General features: G+C 58.5%; 14 protein-coding genes. 5 read left to right on the forward strand and 9 right to left on the reverse strand.

Going from position 1 to position 16,202, the window contains the following annotated elements:
* Positions 1 to 6 precede the first annotated feature (6 nt).
* The 4 genes from V5B59_RS10485 to V5B59_RS10500 all read left to right on the forward strand — a co-directional run bounded on the left by V5B59_RS10485 (position 7) and on the right by V5B59_RS10500 (position 3,608).
* Positions 7 to 411: a DUF350 domain-containing protein gene (locus V5B59_RS10485; protein WP_211203478.1), complete on the forward strand. Its 405-nt coding sequence runs from the start codon at positions 7 to 9 to the stop codon at positions 409 to 411.
* Between the two features lie 70 nt (positions 412 to 481).
* On the forward strand, positions 482 to 1,513 hold the full coding sequence (locus V5B59_RS10490) for an SPFH domain-containing protein (RefSeq protein ID WP_169071345.1): 1,032 nt from the start codon (positions 482 to 484) through the stop codon (positions 1,511 to 1,513).
* Positions 1,514 to 1,547: 34 nt separating this feature from the next.
* Positions 1,548 to 3,452 carry a DUF4178 domain-containing protein gene (locus tag V5B59_RS10495; RefSeq protein WP_169071346.1) on the forward strand — a complete coding sequence of 635 codons (1,905 nt, stop codon included), beginning with the start codon at positions 1,548 to 1,550 and terminating at the stop codon, positions 3,450 to 3,452.
* 12 nt (positions 3,453 to 3,464) lie between these two features.
* Entirely contained in the window at positions 3,465 to 3,608 is a 144-nt protein-coding gene (locus V5B59_RS10500) for a hypothetical protein (protein WP_332351862.1), read from the forward strand.
* 130 nt (positions 3,609 to 3,738) lie between these two features.
* On the opposite strand, the gene V5B59_RS10505 is transcribed toward V5B59_RS10500, so the two are convergent.
* From V5B59_RS10505 to V5B59_RS10540, 8 genes are all read right to left on the reverse strand, one after another.
* Entirely contained in the window at positions 3,739 to 4,443 is a 705-nt protein-coding gene (locus tag V5B59_RS10505; RefSeq protein ID WP_308240166.1) for a PEP-CTERM sorting domain-containing protein, read from the reverse strand.
* Between the two features lie 269 nt (positions 4,444 to 4,712).
* A complete protein-coding gene (locus V5B59_RS10510) occupies positions 4,713 to 5,792 on the reverse strand; it encodes a DUF2914 domain-containing protein (RefSeq protein WP_169071347.1) in 1,080 nt (359 codons plus the stop codon).
* Positions 5,793 to 5,872: 80 nt separating this feature from the next.
* A complete protein-coding gene (locus V5B59_RS10515; protein WP_169071348.1) occupies positions 5,873 to 6,214 on the reverse strand; it encodes a hypothetical protein in 342 nt (113 codons plus the stop codon).
* A gap of 148 nt (positions 6,215 to 6,362) precedes the next feature.
* Entirely contained in the window at positions 6,363 to 7,805 is a 1,443-nt protein-coding gene (locus V5B59_RS10520; protein ID WP_288130117.1) for a lipopolysaccharide biosynthesis protein, read from the reverse strand.
* 129 nt (positions 7,806 to 7,934) lie between these two features.
* Entirely contained in the window at positions 7,935 to 8,708 is a 774-nt protein-coding gene (locus tag V5B59_RS10525) for a class I SAM-dependent methyltransferase (RefSeq protein ID WP_169071350.1), read from the reverse strand.
* Positions 8,709 to 8,864: 156 nt separating this feature from the next.
* Positions 8,865 to 9,842 (reverse strand): polysaccharide deacetylase family protein, encoded by a 978-nt coding sequence (locus V5B59_RS10530; protein ID WP_169071351.1) that lies wholly within the window; start codon positions 9,840 to 9,842, stop codon positions 8,865 to 8,867.
* Positions 9,839 to 11,143, reverse strand: coding sequence for a putative O-glycosylation ligase, exosortase A system-associated (locus V5B59_RS10535; protein WP_169071352.1), 1,305 nt, complete (start codon positions 11,141 to 11,143; stop codon positions 9,839 to 9,841). Before V5B59_RS10535 ends, V5B59_RS10530 begins: the two co-directional genes overlap by 4 nt.
* Positions 11,144 to 11,287: 144 nt before the next feature.
* A complete protein-coding gene (locus V5B59_RS10540) occupies positions 11,288 to 12,412 on the reverse strand; it encodes a glycosyltransferase family 4 protein (RefSeq protein WP_169071353.1) in 1,125 nt (374 codons plus the stop codon).
* Positions 12,413 to 12,972: 560 nt separating this feature from the next.
* Between V5B59_RS10540 and V5B59_RS10545 the strand changes: the two genes are divergently transcribed.
* A complete protein-coding gene (locus V5B59_RS10545) occupies positions 12,973 to 14,841 on the forward strand; it encodes an asparagine synthase-related protein (RefSeq protein WP_034911252.1) in 1,869 nt (622 codons plus the stop codon).
* Here V5B59_RS10545 and V5B59_RS10550 read toward each other — a convergent pair.
* A complete protein-coding gene (locus tag V5B59_RS10550; RefSeq protein ID WP_372703552.1) occupies positions 14,808 to 16,196 on the reverse strand; it encodes a phenylacetate--CoA ligase family protein in 1,389 nt (462 codons plus the stop codon). The two genes, V5B59_RS10545 and V5B59_RS10550, sit on opposite strands and share 34 nt — an antisense overlap.
* Positions 16,197 to 16,202 lie beyond the last annotated feature (6 nt).

Here is a 16,202-nt window from a genome sequence, read left to right on the forward strand (position 1 = left end):
CGCCGCATGCCGACCCACCTCTTGACGACCCTGCCCGCCTTTCTCGCCTACTTCGCCGTGGCAATGGGTTTGCTGGCGCTGTTCCTGCTGATCTACCTGAATGTCACGCCGTACCACGAGGTGACGCTGATTCGCACCGGCAACGCCGCGGCAGCGGTCAGCCTGGCAGGTGCGCTGCTGGGTTTCGCGATGCCGGTGGCCAACGTCATTGCCCATAGCGATACCCTGGTCGACCTCGCCTGCTGGGGAGCGATCGCCGGCGTCATCCAGATCCTGGCCTATCTGGTGGCCCGTTTGACACTGCCGCAACTCCATCAGGACATCCCGGCCGGACGCATCGCACCGGCGATATTTCTGGCGGCCGTTTCGCTCAGCATCGGCCTGATCAACGCCGCCTGCATGACCTACTGACCGATCCACCCCATCCCCGGTGCTCGCCAGCGCAGCGCCGGCTTGCCAACCTTGTGATCAGGAGATTGCCATGGCGCTCATGGACTTCATCAAGAAACAGTTCGTCGATGTCATTCACTGGACGGAAGACGGCGATGGCGTGCTCGCCATGCGCTACCCGATGCAGGACTTCGAAATCCAGTATGGGGCGCAGCTGACGGTACGCGAGTCGCAGATGGCCATCTTCGTCAATGAAGGGCAGATTGCCGACGTTTTCGGACCTGGTCGCTACCGATTGACGACCAGCACCCTGCCGCTGCTGACCAACCTCAAGAACTGGGACAAGCTCTTCGAATCGCCCTTCAAGTCGGACGTCTATTTCTTTTCGACCCGCCTGCAGCTCGACTGCAAATGGGGAACGCCGAATCCGATCACCATTCGCGACAAGGATTTCGGAATGGTGCGGATGCGCGCTTTCGGCATCTACTCGTACCAGCTGAGCGATGTGCGCAAGTTTCACAGCGAGATTTCCGGTACGCGTGCGCAATACACCGTCGTCGACCTCGATGGCCAGTTACGCAATCTGGTGATCAGCTCGATGACCGACCTGTTCGGCGAATCGGGCCTGCCTTTCATCGACATGGCCGCCAACCAGGACGAACTGAGCCGGACCCTCAAGGGCAAGCTGGCAAGCGTTTTCGAACGCTACGGGCTGACGCTCGACAGCTTTGTCGTCCAGAATGTATCGCTGCCCGAGGAACTGCAGAAGATCCTCGACAGCCGCATCGGCATGAACATGCTCGGCGACCTTGGGCGCTACACGCAATACCAGGTGGCCAACAGCATTCCGCTGGCGGCGCAGAACGAGGGAGGCATTGCCGGCATCGGTGCCGGTCTCGGTGCCGGACTCGGCATCGGCCAGACGATGACGGCGGTGATGGCGCAGACCATGCCGGCCGGGACCGCGCCGGCGGTGCAGCCGGCAGCATCGGCAAGCGCTGCCGGCAATGCCGACGAACTCGTCGCGACGCTCGAAAAGCTGCATGGCCTGGTCGCCAAGGGAATCCTTTCACAGGCCGAGTTCGACGCCAAGAAGGCCGAATTGCTCGGCAAGCTGGTGTGAGCGCCGGCTAGGAGCAGGTGCCGGCCGTTCGCTCATGAAGACCGCCCGCTGCCCGTCCTGCGGTGCACCGGTCGCTTTCCGGTCGGCGACCTCGATCTATGTCGTCTGTGAGTTCTGTCGCAGTACCCTGCTGCGCAGCGGCGAGGATCTGCAGAACCTCGGCCGCATGGCCGAACTGCTCGAAGATCGCTCGCCGATCCAGATCGGCAGCACCGGCACTTTCCGCAAGCACCCGTTCACGGTCATCGGCCGCATCCAGTTGCAATACGAAGCCGGGATCTGGAACGAATGGCACCTCCTCTTCGACGACGGGCGCACGGCATGGCTGGCCGAAGCCGCCGGCGAGTGGCTGGTCAGCGCGCAGGTCGCGGTCAGCGACCCGCTGCCGGCATTCGCGGCACTGGTGCCGGAGATGCCGGTCATCCTCGACGGACGCACCTTCACCGTCAGCAATCTCGTCACTGCCCGCTGCATCTCCGGGCAGGGCGAGCTGCCGTTCAAGGTCGCTGCCGGCTACGATGTCCATAGCGCCGACCTGCGCGGGAACAATCGCTTCCTGACCATCGACTACAGCGAGACCCCGCCACTGGTCTTCGTCGGCCAGGCCGTTGCCTTTGCCGATCTCCAGCTCGCAAACCTCAAGGAGCCGGACGATCAGGCTGCCGGCGCTGCGCCACAGGTCGCTGCGCGCGCCTTCAATTGCCCGCACTGTGCGGCGCCACTGTGCATCCATTCGCCAGCCATCGAAAGCGTCGCCTGCGACAGTTGTGGATCGATCATCGGCGTCGACAACGAAAACTTCAAACTCCTGGCCAAGGCCGCGCAGGCGCTGCGCGAAGTGCCCTGGCTGCCGCTCGGAAGCCGGGGCAAGCTGGGCGACAGCGAATGGGAAGTGATCGGTTTCATGCGCCGCAGCAGCAGCTCGCAGGGCAGCGATGCGGTGTGGTCGGAATACCTGTTGTTCGACGGGCAGCAGGGTTTCGCCTGGCTGATCGAAGATCAGGGACACTGGAACTATGCGCGCACACTTTCCAACCCACCCTCGGTCGGCAGCGGGCAGACGAAGTTCAAGTATCAAGGGAACGAGTTCAAGCGCTACAACCATGGCTCGGCCGAAGTGATCTATGTCGTCGGCGAGTTCTACTGGCGGGTTGCCGTCGGTGAGACCTGTACCGTCGACGATTATGTCTGTCCGCCGCGAATGTTGTCGCGCGAGGTGACGGCGAAGGAAGCGAACTGGTCGCAGGCCGAGTATCGGCCGGCCGACGAGATCCGTACTGCTTTCGGCGTCAAGGCGCCGCCACCCCGCCAGATCGGAGTCTATGCCAACCAGCCGAACCCGCTGCTGGAAACACATCGCCGCGCTTGCCGACTGTTCTGGCAACTGGCGCTGGCAGCGACCGTCGTGCAGCTCGTTTTCTTGCTGTTCTTCGCGTCACAATCGGTACTCAAGCAGCGCATCGTGCTTTCGCCACAGAACGAAGAGGCGACGCTGAGCAGCCAGGAATTTGTCCTCAAGAGCCGCGCACGCGCGCTGCAGGTCCGCCACAGCACCGATGTCGCCAACAACTGGCTGTCGGTGAACACCACCCTGGTCGAGAAGAACAGCGGCGAGGCCTACCAGGGAATGCAGGAAATCAGCCACTACCAGGGCGTCGATGACGGCGAGAGCTGGTCCGAGGGTTCGGCGTCCGACGAAATGGTGTTCACGGCCGTGCCGGCAGGCACCTACTACCTGGTCATCGAGTACGAACTCGGGAAAGACAATGTGTCGGCAGTGGTCGACACCCTGGAGGTCATCCGTGACCCGGTGGGCTGGTCGAACTATGTGCTGCTGCTGATCTTCCTGGTGATCTTCCCCTTGTGGTCGCGTTGGCGCAAGGGTTCCTTCGAGGCACGGCGCTGGAACGAGAGCGACCTGGGTGGCGAGGCAGACTGAGGTGCGATTGCCATGATCAGGAGCAACTGGATCGCCGGCCTGCTGGCATTGTTTTTTTTCTCGTATGCCCAGTATCAGGGCTGGAGTCTCTTTGCCCAGGATGCCGCCACCCAGACCGCGCGCGTCGCCGGCGGCGGACGCAGCTATCACAAATAATAGGTGTTCTGTTTGCTGGTGTTGGATTTCCTATCCTTCAAGAACCCCTGACAATGCGCGAAGTCGACCACTGCAAATAGGAATCCCCATCATGAAAGGGCGGCACCCGCAGCCGCCCCGATTGATCCGTTCAGACTGCGCGCAACGGATATGCTGGCGTACGGCGTCGACGAAACAGACCCATTCCCGCGAGGCCGGTGCCCAGCAGTGCGAGAGATGCCGGTTCCGGAACTGCGATGCCATCGAAGGAGACTTCTCCCACCATGATCCAGGGGTAGTCCGAGGCCGCCTGCTGGAAGAACTGCAGGTCCACACTCGACCCGGTGATGCTCAGTCCCGAGAACGTGTAGGCACGCGGTGCCGGATTGCCATCCAGCGCAATCGCATAGTTGGTCGCATCCACCGAGATCGAGGAGGGATGCCAGACGCCACCCGCGCCTGCCGAGTTGTCCACCCAGACAGTAACCGAGTTGATCGTGACCATACCGCCAAAGTCGAACGTCACCACCGGGTTGTTTTGAGCAAAGGCCTGGCTACGGTCCCAGCCTACCCAGGGAGTTTGTTCGCCGTACTGATTCCAGTTGAGCGCGGGCGAGACGCCATCGGTGAGCTTGCCGGTACCGCCACTCAGGAGAGCATTGGTCGTGTCACAAACGCCGGCGCAGGACGAATAGGTGAAATCGCGATAGTTGTAGCTGCCGTGTGCACCGTTGTTCATCGAGTAGCTGGAGACCGTCAGTGGCGCAGCCACGGCTGCAGCCGGGATCAGTACAAGGGCGAAAATTGCGGAGCTGGCCGCCATGGCACGCAGGGTAGGATTCTCAAGGGGTTGCACGTTCGGTTCTCCCGGTCTCGTAGTTGATACCTTACGAATGGATTGTTGAATGGATACAAAATATTCAGGACGGCAACAGATGTTAAGCAAGAAACGCGCCTTTCTGGTAATTGTTATTTTCTACAACAACTTGCGCGCAATTCCGCGGCACGGCGAAGAACACGATGTAAGATTTTTCGACACCTCGCGGTTCGGCATTGGCAACGCAGGGGAATGCCGGCCTGAGCACACGGGGTTCCAGAGTCATTCGCCAGGCGCTTGGCGCAGATTCAGTTGAAATCCCGGATACGCACTTCTTCGCGAGGCGGCGCACCGCGCTCGACCGTCACGCGCAGAATGTCGATCGTCCGGCCGTCCTGGGTGGCGACGATGAAACGCCAGTCGCCGGGTGCTGGATTGAGTACCCATGAGTAGCCACGAAAGCCGCGATCGCGGCCGCCGGTGCTCTGGAAAGGCCGGCGGTAGACCAGCCGCCAGCCAGCGGCTGCATGGACTTCCCAGCGGTGTTCGAGGGCCGCCGTCACGCCGAGTGGAGCGAACACCGCCGATACGCCGTACAGACGGCCACCTTCCGGCACATGCACGGTGCTCGCCTGATCGCGCCACCATTGCCACCACGCCGCCCGCTCGATTTGCAGCGTGTAACTGCCGTCCGCCTGCACGAACTCCTGTCCGACCGCCATTTGCCGCTTGACCAGCGGCACCGGCGCAATCATGTCGAGGCTGAAGGCCAGCGTCAACAGTGCAGCCAGGCTCCAGGCCGGACCGCTGCGTCCCGGTCGTCCCGGCGCCAGCCAGCGCAGGAGCAGCGTCAGGAGCAGGCCGGCGGCTGTCGATGCGTAGAACCAGAGGGGATTCAGGCTGCCCAGGGCATGCGGCAGCGCGAAATTGAAGAGCAGGATCGCATTCAGCGCAAACAAGGCCCAGGTCAGCGTGAAGCGCTGCCCGTAGTGGTCGCCGGCAAACTCGTTGCCGATCAGGAGGGCACCGAGAAAGGCCGCGGTGAGCCAGGTGCCGAGGTGTCCGGAACTCTTGAAGTAGAGAATGAAAAGCGCCGAGAAAATCCCACCGAAAAAGAACTGCAGCAGGAGATAGGGTGCCTGCCAGATGAGCGAGCGGAAGCGGCCGCGCAGCGACTTCTCGGCCTCCGGTGCCGCGACCCCGCGCTCTTCCCGGCGCGCCAGCCAGAGCGTCAGCAGCGCGGCGCCGAACAGGAAGGCACCCAGGCGCCAGAAATCGACGACCCGGATGCGCTGGCCGATGGTCAGCGCATCCCAGACGAAACCGCCGAGAAAGGCGGCCACCGGATAGAATTGCCGCAGGAAATTCCAGACCTGGATCGAATTCATGGAACCCTTTGCCCATCGGCAGGCCGGCAATGCGCACGCTCCCGTTCGTTCACCGCTGCTCCACTCTTGCCGGACGCCGCCTACGTGACCCGGAAATAGGCAAGCTGAGCGCGCAAATCGCTGGCCATGGCGTCGAGTTCGGCGGCGCTGTCGGCGTTCACGTGCATGATCGCCGTCGTCTCTTCGGCCATCTGCGATACCTGTTCGACGTTGCGAGCGATATCGTTGGCAGCAATCGCCTGCTCGTGGGTCGCGTGCGCCACTTCGCCGGCACGGCTGCGCGATTCGGCGGCTTCCCCGCTGATCGACTGCAGCATCCCGGCGACCGCATGGACTTTGGTGAGGGCACGGTCGGTCTTCGGCGTCACTTCCTGCATGCCATCGACCGTCTGCCGGGTTTCACTCTGGATCTGCTCGATCACAGCGAATTGAAACCACGCACGGTGAACGAATCATTCATTCTGTTTTCTCTCCCTCGAAAAGTGGCAAAGTGTAGCTTGATCCTGCAATGGATAACGGTTACATCCAGTTTGCCGTGGAATACGCAGCTACAAAGGGGCGAAACCTTTTTCAGGTCGCACGGCGATGGAACAAGTTCTTGGCTTCGCTTATTCCTGCACGATTCATCGCGAAAGAAAAAACCACATAGGCGATAATCCCGACGGCAATCAGCACCATCAGATTGGCAAGTGCTGACCACGGGAGGATCTGGCGAACAAGCGCCACCGAGGCATACATCAGTCCGCACGCCATAGCTGGTCTGGCCAGTGTGCTCGCTATTTCCTTCCCTGTAAGATCCATGTACTTGCAGGCTCTCAGCAGATTGAAAAGGAATACCGCTGGGAACGTCAGCAGCCATGCCAGACTCAGGCCTGTCAGGCCGAACTGAGTTCCCAGCGCAAATGCGCCGCACATGACTGCCGCTGTGATGCAGGTAATTCTGAAACTAGCATCTGCACGCCCTACAGCCTGCAAGCCGGCATGCATGATCGGCGACAGAACACGCAACGGCATGATGAGACATAGCAGGGCAAGAGGGAAGGCAGCTTCCATCCATTTCTCGCCGAGTAGTGCCTGGACGAGTTCCGGAGAAATACTGGACATGCCCCACATCACAGGAAAAGATACGAAGCTGATGCCCCGCATCCCTTTCAGAAGATAGGGTCCCACAGATTCACCACCCCGTTTAACCTGTGATAAGGATGGGTAGACGATCTGGTTCAGGATTGCCGAGAGTCGAGAAGCAGGCAAAGAGGCCAGATCCATGGACACCGAATAAACTCCCAAATCGTGCTTTCCTAAAAACTTGCCGACAATGAACACATCCGCCTGTGAATACAATAACCAGACCAACTGGGTGCCGGCAACATTGAATCCGAAATTAAACATGCTGCCACAGCCGGAAAATCTGAAGACAGGCATTCCCGAAAATGGATGGGCAATATTCAGGCCGATTGCCCGGATTACGGTCTGAAAGACACTGCCCCACGCCAAAGCGAACACACCGTACCCCAGATAAGCCATGACCAGCGTGACTAGTGCACCCCCGATGGCTGAAACAAGATCGGTGATCGCCCTGCCGCGAAACTTCATTTCCCGGTTGAGCAACGCGGAGGGTACTACAACAAACGCTGCCGGAAGGAATTGCAGCGCAATGACCTGCACGACCAGTTGCAGCCGATCATCGCCGAAAAAACCTGCGGCAACGGGAGCAACCAACACCTCCATCAAGAGACACGCGACACTATTGGACAAAACGACAATGCCGAAAATCTGCCGAATCTGTAGCAGCGACAAGTCTTTGCTTTGCACCAGCGCTGGTCCGAGCCCGATTTCCGCAATCATCGCGAGCATAGTGCTAAAGATGCTCGCCAGTGCCATCAGTCCATAATCTTCTGGATTGAGGAGTCGTATGACAAATATCGTTATCGCCCAGGTAAACCCTTGCGAGGCCAGGCGCCCAAATACGGTCCATTTGAGTCCCGTCAGAACTTGCGTACGAAGGTTCACCACTTGCAATCTCCAGTGACTGGCATTCGCACATAGTCGAGTAGCATCAACATGACGAAACGGTCATGACTTTTCATGATCGGGGTGTCCGGAAAGGGTGTCCGGAAAAGTAACGACAGTTTGCGGGACTGGCTATCGGATTCGTTGCTGTTGTTCTAGCTTTCGTTTTTCAAACAGGACATGAACCCAGTTCGGATGTTGTTTCAGGAATGGAGCCTGCACGCTCCTTGCGTAAAAAGCAGCCCTTGCAAAAATCTTCTGCATCAGGCTCCGCTCAGTTGGCTCTTTGAGAGGGGCACCGCAATGCACACAGGGTTCAGCTTGCGAGTACGTTCCATATGGATTTCCAGCCATGTCCATCAGTAGGCATGCAACAAAATTCGTATCCGTATCAGCTACCCCGACAAAGGACATTTTTGCGACCTCGCACTCTGGGAACAGGCTTCGCAATCGACTTTCGTCAAATCTGTTGACATGGCCCCAGGGAGGATTTTTCTTGCCACAGACATGGCACGTTGTACGACCAAGCCGGATGTCTTGTTTGTAGGGAACGCCTATCAGCACGTACCGGTTTGAAGTGCGACTCAACTCGCTACAAGCCTTACCAAGCAAGTTCGTAGGTATGTGCTCGAGCACTTCAGCGCAGAAGACAAGATCGAAATAGGCATCTGGAAAACTCAAGCCGGTAACATCGCCAGCCACGCATTCAATTCTTTCGTCGTCTATCCGGGGTTGTTCCAGATCCAGCGCTGTGACCCGAGTCCCACGCTCTGCCAATAGCTTCGAAAGGAAACCGTCTCTCGCACCGATATCCAGAGTATTTGCGATGTTGCCTGGCAACAGTCCCATTAGATCAGCGACTCTTTCTTGCTCTCTATCCGTATTTCGATAATCAGTTAGATCCATTACAACCCCTATAGCCGGTGATCAGTGGTCCCAGATGAGTCCTCCCAAATTCATGCGGCGGAATTCCTCAGCGTGCTGCTGTTGAAATATCGGAAGACTTGTTCAAGGATGCTCATGAGCATTGGTAGCCGATAAGATCCTCTCCCGACTCCATTCTCAATCGGCGAGCTGTCCCGATCGCAATCGTGGATTTTGCCACAGATTCTTGACGAGTCTTGCTCCGAAGCGAAAGCGAGTCTGATCCCACGGGGTGAAACGCGGCAGTTGCATCCGATCGCTTGCCGCATCGGCAACTCCCCAAGCGGTTGTCAGTGCGGCGTCGAAATCCAGGCTGCGAATGATTTCTACATCCTCGGCCCTGTAATCGAGACTTGGCTTCCCATTGGGGTAGGCAAACAAACCCACTCGCTCCTGCAGTAAGGACTCCAGAAATCGCTTGCTCTCGATCATTTCGGTATAGACCTCGGCGGGTTTCTGCCTGGCGAGGATCGGGTGCGTGACGGTGTGCGCCCCAATCGACATGCCGGCTCGGCGCATCATCTTCACTTGTCGAGAGGTCAGCATCAGGTCCGATGGCAAGCTGCCGCCGGCCACTGATGCGAGGTAATCGACTGCCTTGAGGCGTTCTGGCGCTTCCCGATACTTGACGGCATTCAGGATGCTCATGATCGCCTGACGAACGGCGGCAGCGGAGTTCAACTCATGCACACCAAGGCCTTCTCCCGAAAGATCAAGCTTCGTTTTGCCGCAATGGCGAACAGTCTCGATGATCGAGTCATTCCACATCCGGCCACCATCGAGATAACCCGTGGCGATAAAGAAGGTGGCGGTCAAACCATGCGACTGGAGAACCGGCATTGCCACAGTGAAATTATCGGCGTACCCGTCATCGAAGGTAATCGCTGCAGCCCTCGGTGGCAGCGAGTGCTCATTCAAGCGAGTTATCGCCTGGTCGAGAGGAAGCACATTGAACCATTCCTTCAGCCACCTGATGATTTGCTCAAACTCTGCCGCATCAGGATCCCAGTTCAGAACCGGATCCCGGTGCGCGAGAACGCGATGAAAAATCAGGATCGACAGGCGTCCGCCTTGCCCGCCAGGCGATAGAACACGAGCCAGTGCTTTCACGATCATTTCAGTGCCTGCTGCGTCTCTACAGAAAGAGAAGAACTGGCAGACCCAAACACGCCTGCTGCCTGAGATCCACTTTCCCTCAGCCAGCGTTGAGTGACCACGAGGACGACCAGAATATTGTAAGGCAAGTCAAAATAGGCGAGGCTCAGGAATGTCCCTCCGACAAGGTAACCAACCAGGGCAACCTGACACATCCCGGCGAGTTGATAGACCCACAGCACCTCGGGTCGATTTCTGGTCTGCTTGCGCAGTTGCCCAGCGACGCGAAGAGTCAGCACCCAGATCAGAACGAACAGCGACAGGCCGATGTAGCCATGCTCTCCGAGGACGGAGAAATAGATACTGTGTGCGGCTCGGATCACGGTGACTCCCGGCTGGGCATACATCCCGCCGGTCGCCCAATCATACATCGCAAACCCAGCACCCGTTGGTCGATGGTTGGCCACATTGATGGCCGTCTGCCAGGCCTCCAGCCGTCCCATCGAAGACTCGTCTTGCTCATACGTTTGTATCGTCGCCATACGCCGTTCCCATGAGTCAGGCATGAAAACAAGCAGCGCAGTAGCGACAGCAAGGATCATCAAGCCACCCAGCATCTTTCGATCGGCGCGATACCATAACACCAGGCCCATGGCGGAAATCGCCAAGAGCCCTCCCCGCGATTGCGTCCCCAAGGCTGCGATCGCGCACAGCAACATCAGCACCAGCAGGCCGAAACGCACTTTGGGGTGGGTGGAAACCGTCCGCAAATAGTTCATCAGAGGAACGACCATGATTAGGGCGACAGCACATGCGTTGTTGTCCTCGAAAAACCCGCCTGGAGGCCCCCATACCCTCTGCGATCCCCCAGTCAGAATGGTAAAAATCCCGCCCTTGAAACCGAAAAAACCGACCGAGAGCACATTGACCCAGAGAAACAGCTCGATATGTTTCCGCTCGTGCAAGGCCATCAAGGCGATGCCAGTCATCAACTGGATTTTCAAGATTTTGTTGAGCTGAACCCAGGACCCTGCCGGATCGAATGCGAAAGCAGTAGTCAGACATATCCATATGACAAACGCAAACAGCACGCCCACCGGCGGACTCCACGCCATGCGCAGTTTATCGCGCGTAGTCAGCAACGAAATCAACACCGTACCCGCTGCTGCAGCGGCAAGCGGCAGTTCGGTGGCAAAGCCAAAAGCCAGCTTGTGCGGGTTCATCACACTGAGCCACGTCCACAACATCACGCCAACCCAGGTATGACGAAACACAAAGGGCAGGACTGCCAGGACGATGCTCACTACCAGCAAGTCACGCATGCGAGCTTTCCGAACGCCTGTCGGGGCGCGGCTCTGCCACGGCCTGACGTTCCACATTGGCCCGCCCATGATCCAGATGGGCGCTGGGAGAACTGTCCCCAGCCGCCCTTTCCTTCCTCTGCTTCACGATCCGGGGAGGCAAACTCAAGATTCCCTCCTCTCGCCAGCAACGCGGCGATACGTGTCCAGCCACTGGGCTCGTACCCGCGTCCAAGCAAATCGCTCGGCTTGTCTCAGGCCGGCCTGCCTCAGACCTGCGGCCAGAGAAGCGTCCTGTAAAACACGCAGAAGTTCTCGTGCCATGGCCTCGTGATCACCGATTGGGACCAGCAGGCCGGAAACGCCCTGCTCAATCATGTCCGGGATCCCGCCCGCACAGGTACTCACTACCGGAACACCACTTGCAAATGCCTCGAGGATCGAGATCGGCATGTTGTCTACGGTACTCGGATTGAGCAGGCAATCCGCAGTGGCGTACAGTGCCGGGATATCCGAGTTTTCAATGCGACCGGAAAAGCGCACACGCTCCTGCAGGCCCAACTCCGCAACCAGCGCCTGCAAGCGAAACAGTTCCGGGCCACTCCCGGCAACGGTCAGCCGGGCCCGCGGAAAGGTGGGCAGTATACGCGCGAAGGCACGTATTGCTGTCGGCATGTCGTACCAGGGTTCCAGATTACGGGTGACCACCAGATGCGGAGCATCACCGAAGGATCGCTGTGGAACCGGCGCAAAGCGCGAAAGATCAATGATGTTCGGGATTACTTCGGCAGTTAGTCCGTATCGGGAAAACACCCGCTGCAGGAATGCCGAAGGCGTGACTCGCAAGGATACCTTGGCCAGCATGCGGAGCACGTGTCGTGGCGCATGCGCCAAGAACTTGTCGGCATACCCACCCCGGTAGTTGATGATCACGGGAGTGTTGCGCAGATGCGCGATCCATATTGCCGGAGCTGCAATCAGATGCCATGCCCAGCCGGAATTGGCCAGAACATGCATCACCCCTGCTCGCCCGGCGGCCTGCCAGAGATGCAGCAGATATGGCAGAAGACGAAAGCCCGCGCGCACCACGGGCAGGCGGCCAATCCACTCAGGCCGATAGGGTGAATTGGTACGCACCAGCGCCACATCCAGGCCCTCGGCCCGCAGCAGGCGGACGAGCTGGTCGCATTGACCCGCCATGCCACCGGACGGCGGCGGTAGCGGTCCGACCACGCAAATCGCTGGCCAGCGTCCGTCGATGTCCAGAACCTGTCGCGTGTCACTAGCCATTGTCACATTCCCGACCCAGAAGCTGGTTGATGACAGAAGTTTTCAGTTTGCGTTCCTCTCTCTGACAACACATTGTGCGCACTCAGCCATGGAGTGAATTCCCTTAGAATATTCTGGCGAGGTATCTGCGACGAGGAAGTATGTCACGGGTCACGGGCAAGGGGTCAATGGGAACGTTATCGAAACAGCCTCTTGCTGCGCTTCTCGGGTCCATTTTTTGTATAGAATACACAGGCTTTGAAATTCATAGCAGTCAATCAACTGCAACCGATGAAGTTCCATGGGGCTCCATTTGTCCAGGGAAATGGGTACCGACGCAGTCGGTTTGCAAACCGTGTTGACGGTAGCCTGTATTTCGGGCTTGGGACCAGGACTACTCATTCCCAATAATCCCGTGTTACGCAAAGAGGCGCCAAGTCGCTTGGCCGCCACACGGTGACTGCGCTTCCGACCCCTTTGGCGCGTGCTGATCAGGTCTTCAACAACGCCACCGAACTGCAGCTGCAACTTTGGGTGAGTGCCTGATTGCACAAATATTAACAGGATAAGGCAGGTACTGAATGGCGAAGATTTGCGGCTTCATCAGCGATGACGTTCGACCCGAGGCGGTGGATGTGACGCTGCAGGCCATGCTGGGAACGATGAAACACGATGATCGGGAACATCGGGAGTTCTGTTTCCCGTTTGCGGGTGGCGGACTGGCCATACTGCAGAGCAATGTCCTGGGAATATCCAACCTCGCCTGGACCACGGACCGAGCTCGGTGTGTAGCATTGTCCGGGCAGATCGTCGATCATGACCGCGGCGACGGAGAACTCGGCGTCCGCCGTGGGGACGGCACGGGGAGACCGGACTCCGAATTCCTTCTTGCCGCCCTCGAAAAGCATGGCCTCGACGCGTTGCCAGGCTTGAAGGGAGAGTTCGCCGCAGCCTACTATGATGGCCCGGGCAGATCCTTGACCATCGCCACGGACGCACAGGGATTCTACCCTCTTTACTATTACGCCGGCAGGGGGGGCTTATGGTTCGCCTCCGAGGTCAAGGCGATCCTCCAGGTGATCGAGCCATGGGAGCAGGGGCAGGACTGGGAGGCTTGGGCCGACTTTTTCTACATCGGTCACATGATGGGCCAGAGGACGCTAGTCAGGGGCATCTCCATGCTGGACTCAGGGCAATGGGTACGCTTCCGGCAGGGAGCGGTCACGAGTCAGAAATACCACGACTTTACCCAGGTCGGGTTGATCGATCCCACCGAGGTCTCTACGGAAAAGATCGCGTCTCTATTCACCCAGGCCGTCGCCAGGCGTGTGCGGAAAGGCATCCCCAATACGGTATTGCTTAGCGGCGGCTTCGACTCCCGATTCACTCTCGGCGCCCTGGCCTCGCTGGGCGCGGAGATTCGGGCGGTCTCGATGGCCCATGATGACGAACATCGGGGCCTCGATGGAGCACTTGCACAACGAGCCGCGGCATTACTGGGGATCGAATGCGAACTGCGACCGAGCCGAAGTGGCTATTACGCGTCCGGTGATTGGCTGAATGTCTACCACATCCTGGACGGCATGGTGCCAAACCGCAACTTGTTCATTTCGCAAGTATACCCGGAGCTGCGAACGGACATGGGGATGGTTTGGGACAGCCTCGCCTTGGACCTCAGTTTCGGGGGATACCACGGTTACTCCACCAATGATGAGGTAAACCTTTCTCGCTTCATCGCCGAAGCGTCTACGCAAAGAGACATCCTGAAAAGTGTCTTGCAACCAGAAATATTCGCTGCGCTGGACGCGAGATTTGAGGAAAGGATTAGGGCGGAGTTCGAAAAGATTCCGGAATCCGAAAGCAGGTTCATCCTGTTCCTGCTTCAGAACCGGGTCCGAAGACGAACCGCGGTCAATCCCTACCAGGCTTACGCGAGCCAGGTCGAGGCGGTCACCCCGACGGTCGATGCCGACTTCCTGGGCTACCTGCTTTCGATTCCAAACGGAATGAAGCTGGGGCACAAGCTGTACATTCAAACCCTAAAGGAACATTTTCCGAAGCTGCTGAAAACCCCGGTGTGCAGCGCCGGTGAAATTTTCTTCGCCATGAGCGATCCGGGCCTGATTGCCAGGCATTTCGACTGGAAGTTCCTGGCCAAGACGCAACTCGCGAAATACCCGGTTGCGTACCGCTTCGCCCGGAAATTCCAGACCGATAATTCGCCCCTCTCGGAAAACGACCTCGTGACCCAGAAAGCCCTCAAGGACGCCGATTTCGACCGGCCGTTCTACCGCTCGGCCGCGCTGCGGGAAGCCTTCGCAAAGTATTGCCAAGGCGCAACCGAACACCGGCGGCTGTTTCTGTCGGTGTACTATCTCGAACTGTGGCACCGCATGTTCTTCGACCGGAACTCAAGTCAATTGGATGTGGCGCCGACCCGTCCGGCCTGATGCTGGCTGACCTTGCTTACCACGTAGCGATACTTGCCGCTCGGCTCGGCTGCGATCGCGTCCAGATATTCGATGTCCAGTTGTACCCCCTCGCCAAGCCTTGCACGAAAAGCGGCTCGGATCGTCGACTCGCTCGCTTGCTGCCGGAAACTGGTATCAGTGACCAGTTGCAGACGACAGTGCAACAGCGTTTCCTGGATCACCTTGAAGCCGTTCACCCCGGGCATGTCCCGCAACACCATGGCAATTGCGATGGCGAGCACTATCGAGCCGTCTGCAGCCAGCAGTACATCATTGGTGCGGCCATGTACTTCTTTCAGTAAGGGCAGGCCACGGCCACAGGCGCATTGTCCTTCTTCGAGCACCGCCACATCGCCGTTCCTGTAGCGGACGAACGGGAAACCGGTGCTGTACAGATGTGTCACCACCACTTCGCCCGGCACACCCGGCGGCGAAGACTGTCCATGCTCATCGACAACTTCGACGATGATGTCTTCGGCTGTGATATGCATTCCTCCCTGCGGGCAGGCATGGGCGATGAAACCTGAATCGCGGCCACCATAGCCATTCGCAACCGGACAGCCGAAGACTCGCTGTAGCACGTCGGCCTGCTGTGGATACAAGCGCTCAGCGGTGCAAAATGCCACCTTGATGCCAAGATCACTCAGGCGGATTCCTTGCTGCTCGGCACGCTGAGCGATCAGGGTCATCGACGAAGGGTATCCGAACAGCATTGTTGGTCGAAAGCTCCGAATGTCCGCGATAAAGCGATCCATATCGGCTTGCGACATCGCAGACGAGGGCAGCAGCTTGCTGCGCAACAGCCGATCACGCAACTGTTTCAAGCGATCCTGCCTGGTCAATTCGATCGGGCTGGACCAGATTACCATCTCCCGGTCGCCGATATCGACATCCCACCAGCGGGTGGCACGCCATTTGGCGGCAACGTCGTGGCTAACGCGAGTCTTGCTGATATTGAAGCGTAAAGGATCGCCAGTCGATCCCGTAGTGGAAAACAGCCTGACCGGCTCCGGCAAGCGGGAACGCAAGCGGTCGAATTCGCTGCGGATGATGTCCTTGGTGAGCAGCGGCAAACGTCCCAGATCGCTGATGGCACGGATATTTTTTGGATCGAAATCGAGCGAGCGAAACAGGTCGTGATAGTACGGCACATGCAACGCGCATTGTGTGAGGAATTCGCGTAGCCTGGCCAGTTGCAGGGCGAGAATTTCCTCTGGCTTGAGCCACTGGCTGCGCTCCAGATCACGTTTTACTGTCAGCGTGGAGTGTTTCTTCAATTTCTCGTGCAGCGGGAACAGCAGGTTTGCGGCAAACGATGTGTAAATCCCCATCAACCCTCC

The sequence above is a fragment of the Candidatus Accumulibacter contiguus genome (assembly GCF_036625285.1).
In the GTDB taxonomy this organism is placed as follows: domain Bacteria; phylum Pseudomonadota; class Gammaproteobacteria; order Burkholderiales; family Rhodocyclaceae; genus Accumulibacter; species Accumulibacter contiguus.

Excerpts from the sequence above, each read along its gene's own strand:
- V5B59_RS10485 (WP_211203478.1), top strand. The coding sequence starts at position 7 with ATGCCGACCCACCTCTTGACGACCCTGCCCGCCTTTCTCGCCTACTTC.
- V5B59_RS10525 (WP_169071350.1), bottom strand. The coding sequence starts at position 8,708 with ATGGATCTAACTGATTATCGAAATACGGATAGAGAGCAAGAAAGAGTC.
- V5B59_RS10500 (WP_332351862.1), top strand. The coding sequence starts at position 3,465 with ATGATCAGGAGCAACTGGATCGCCGGCCTGCTGGCATTGTTTTTTTTC.
- V5B59_RS10495 (WP_169071346.1), top strand. The coding sequence starts at position 1,548 with ATGAAGACCGCCCGCTGCCCGTCCTGCGGTGCACCGGTCGCTTTCCGG.
- V5B59_RS10510 (WP_169071347.1), bottom strand. The coding sequence starts at position 5,792 with ATGAATTCGATCCAGGTCTGGAATTTCCTGCGGCAATTCTATCCGGTG.
- V5B59_RS10530 (WP_169071351.1), bottom strand. The coding sequence starts at position 9,842 with ATGATCGTGAAAGCACTGGCTCGTGTTCTATCGCCTGGCGGGCAAGGC.
- V5B59_RS10540 (WP_169071353.1), bottom strand. The coding sequence starts at position 12,412 with ATGGCTAGTGACACGCGACAGGTTCTGGACATCGACGGACGCTGGCCA.
- V5B59_RS10535 (WP_169071352.1), bottom strand. The coding sequence starts at position 11,143 with ATGCGTGACTTGCTGGTAGTGAGCATCGTCCTGGCAGTCCTGCCCTTT.
- V5B59_RS10545 (WP_034911252.1), top strand. The coding sequence starts at position 12,973 with ATGGCGAAGATTTGCGGCTTCATCAGCGATGACGTTCGACCCGAGGCG.
- V5B59_RS10490 (WP_169071345.1), top strand. The coding sequence starts at position 482 with ATGGCGCTCATGGACTTCATCAAGAAACAGTTCGTCGATGTCATTCAC.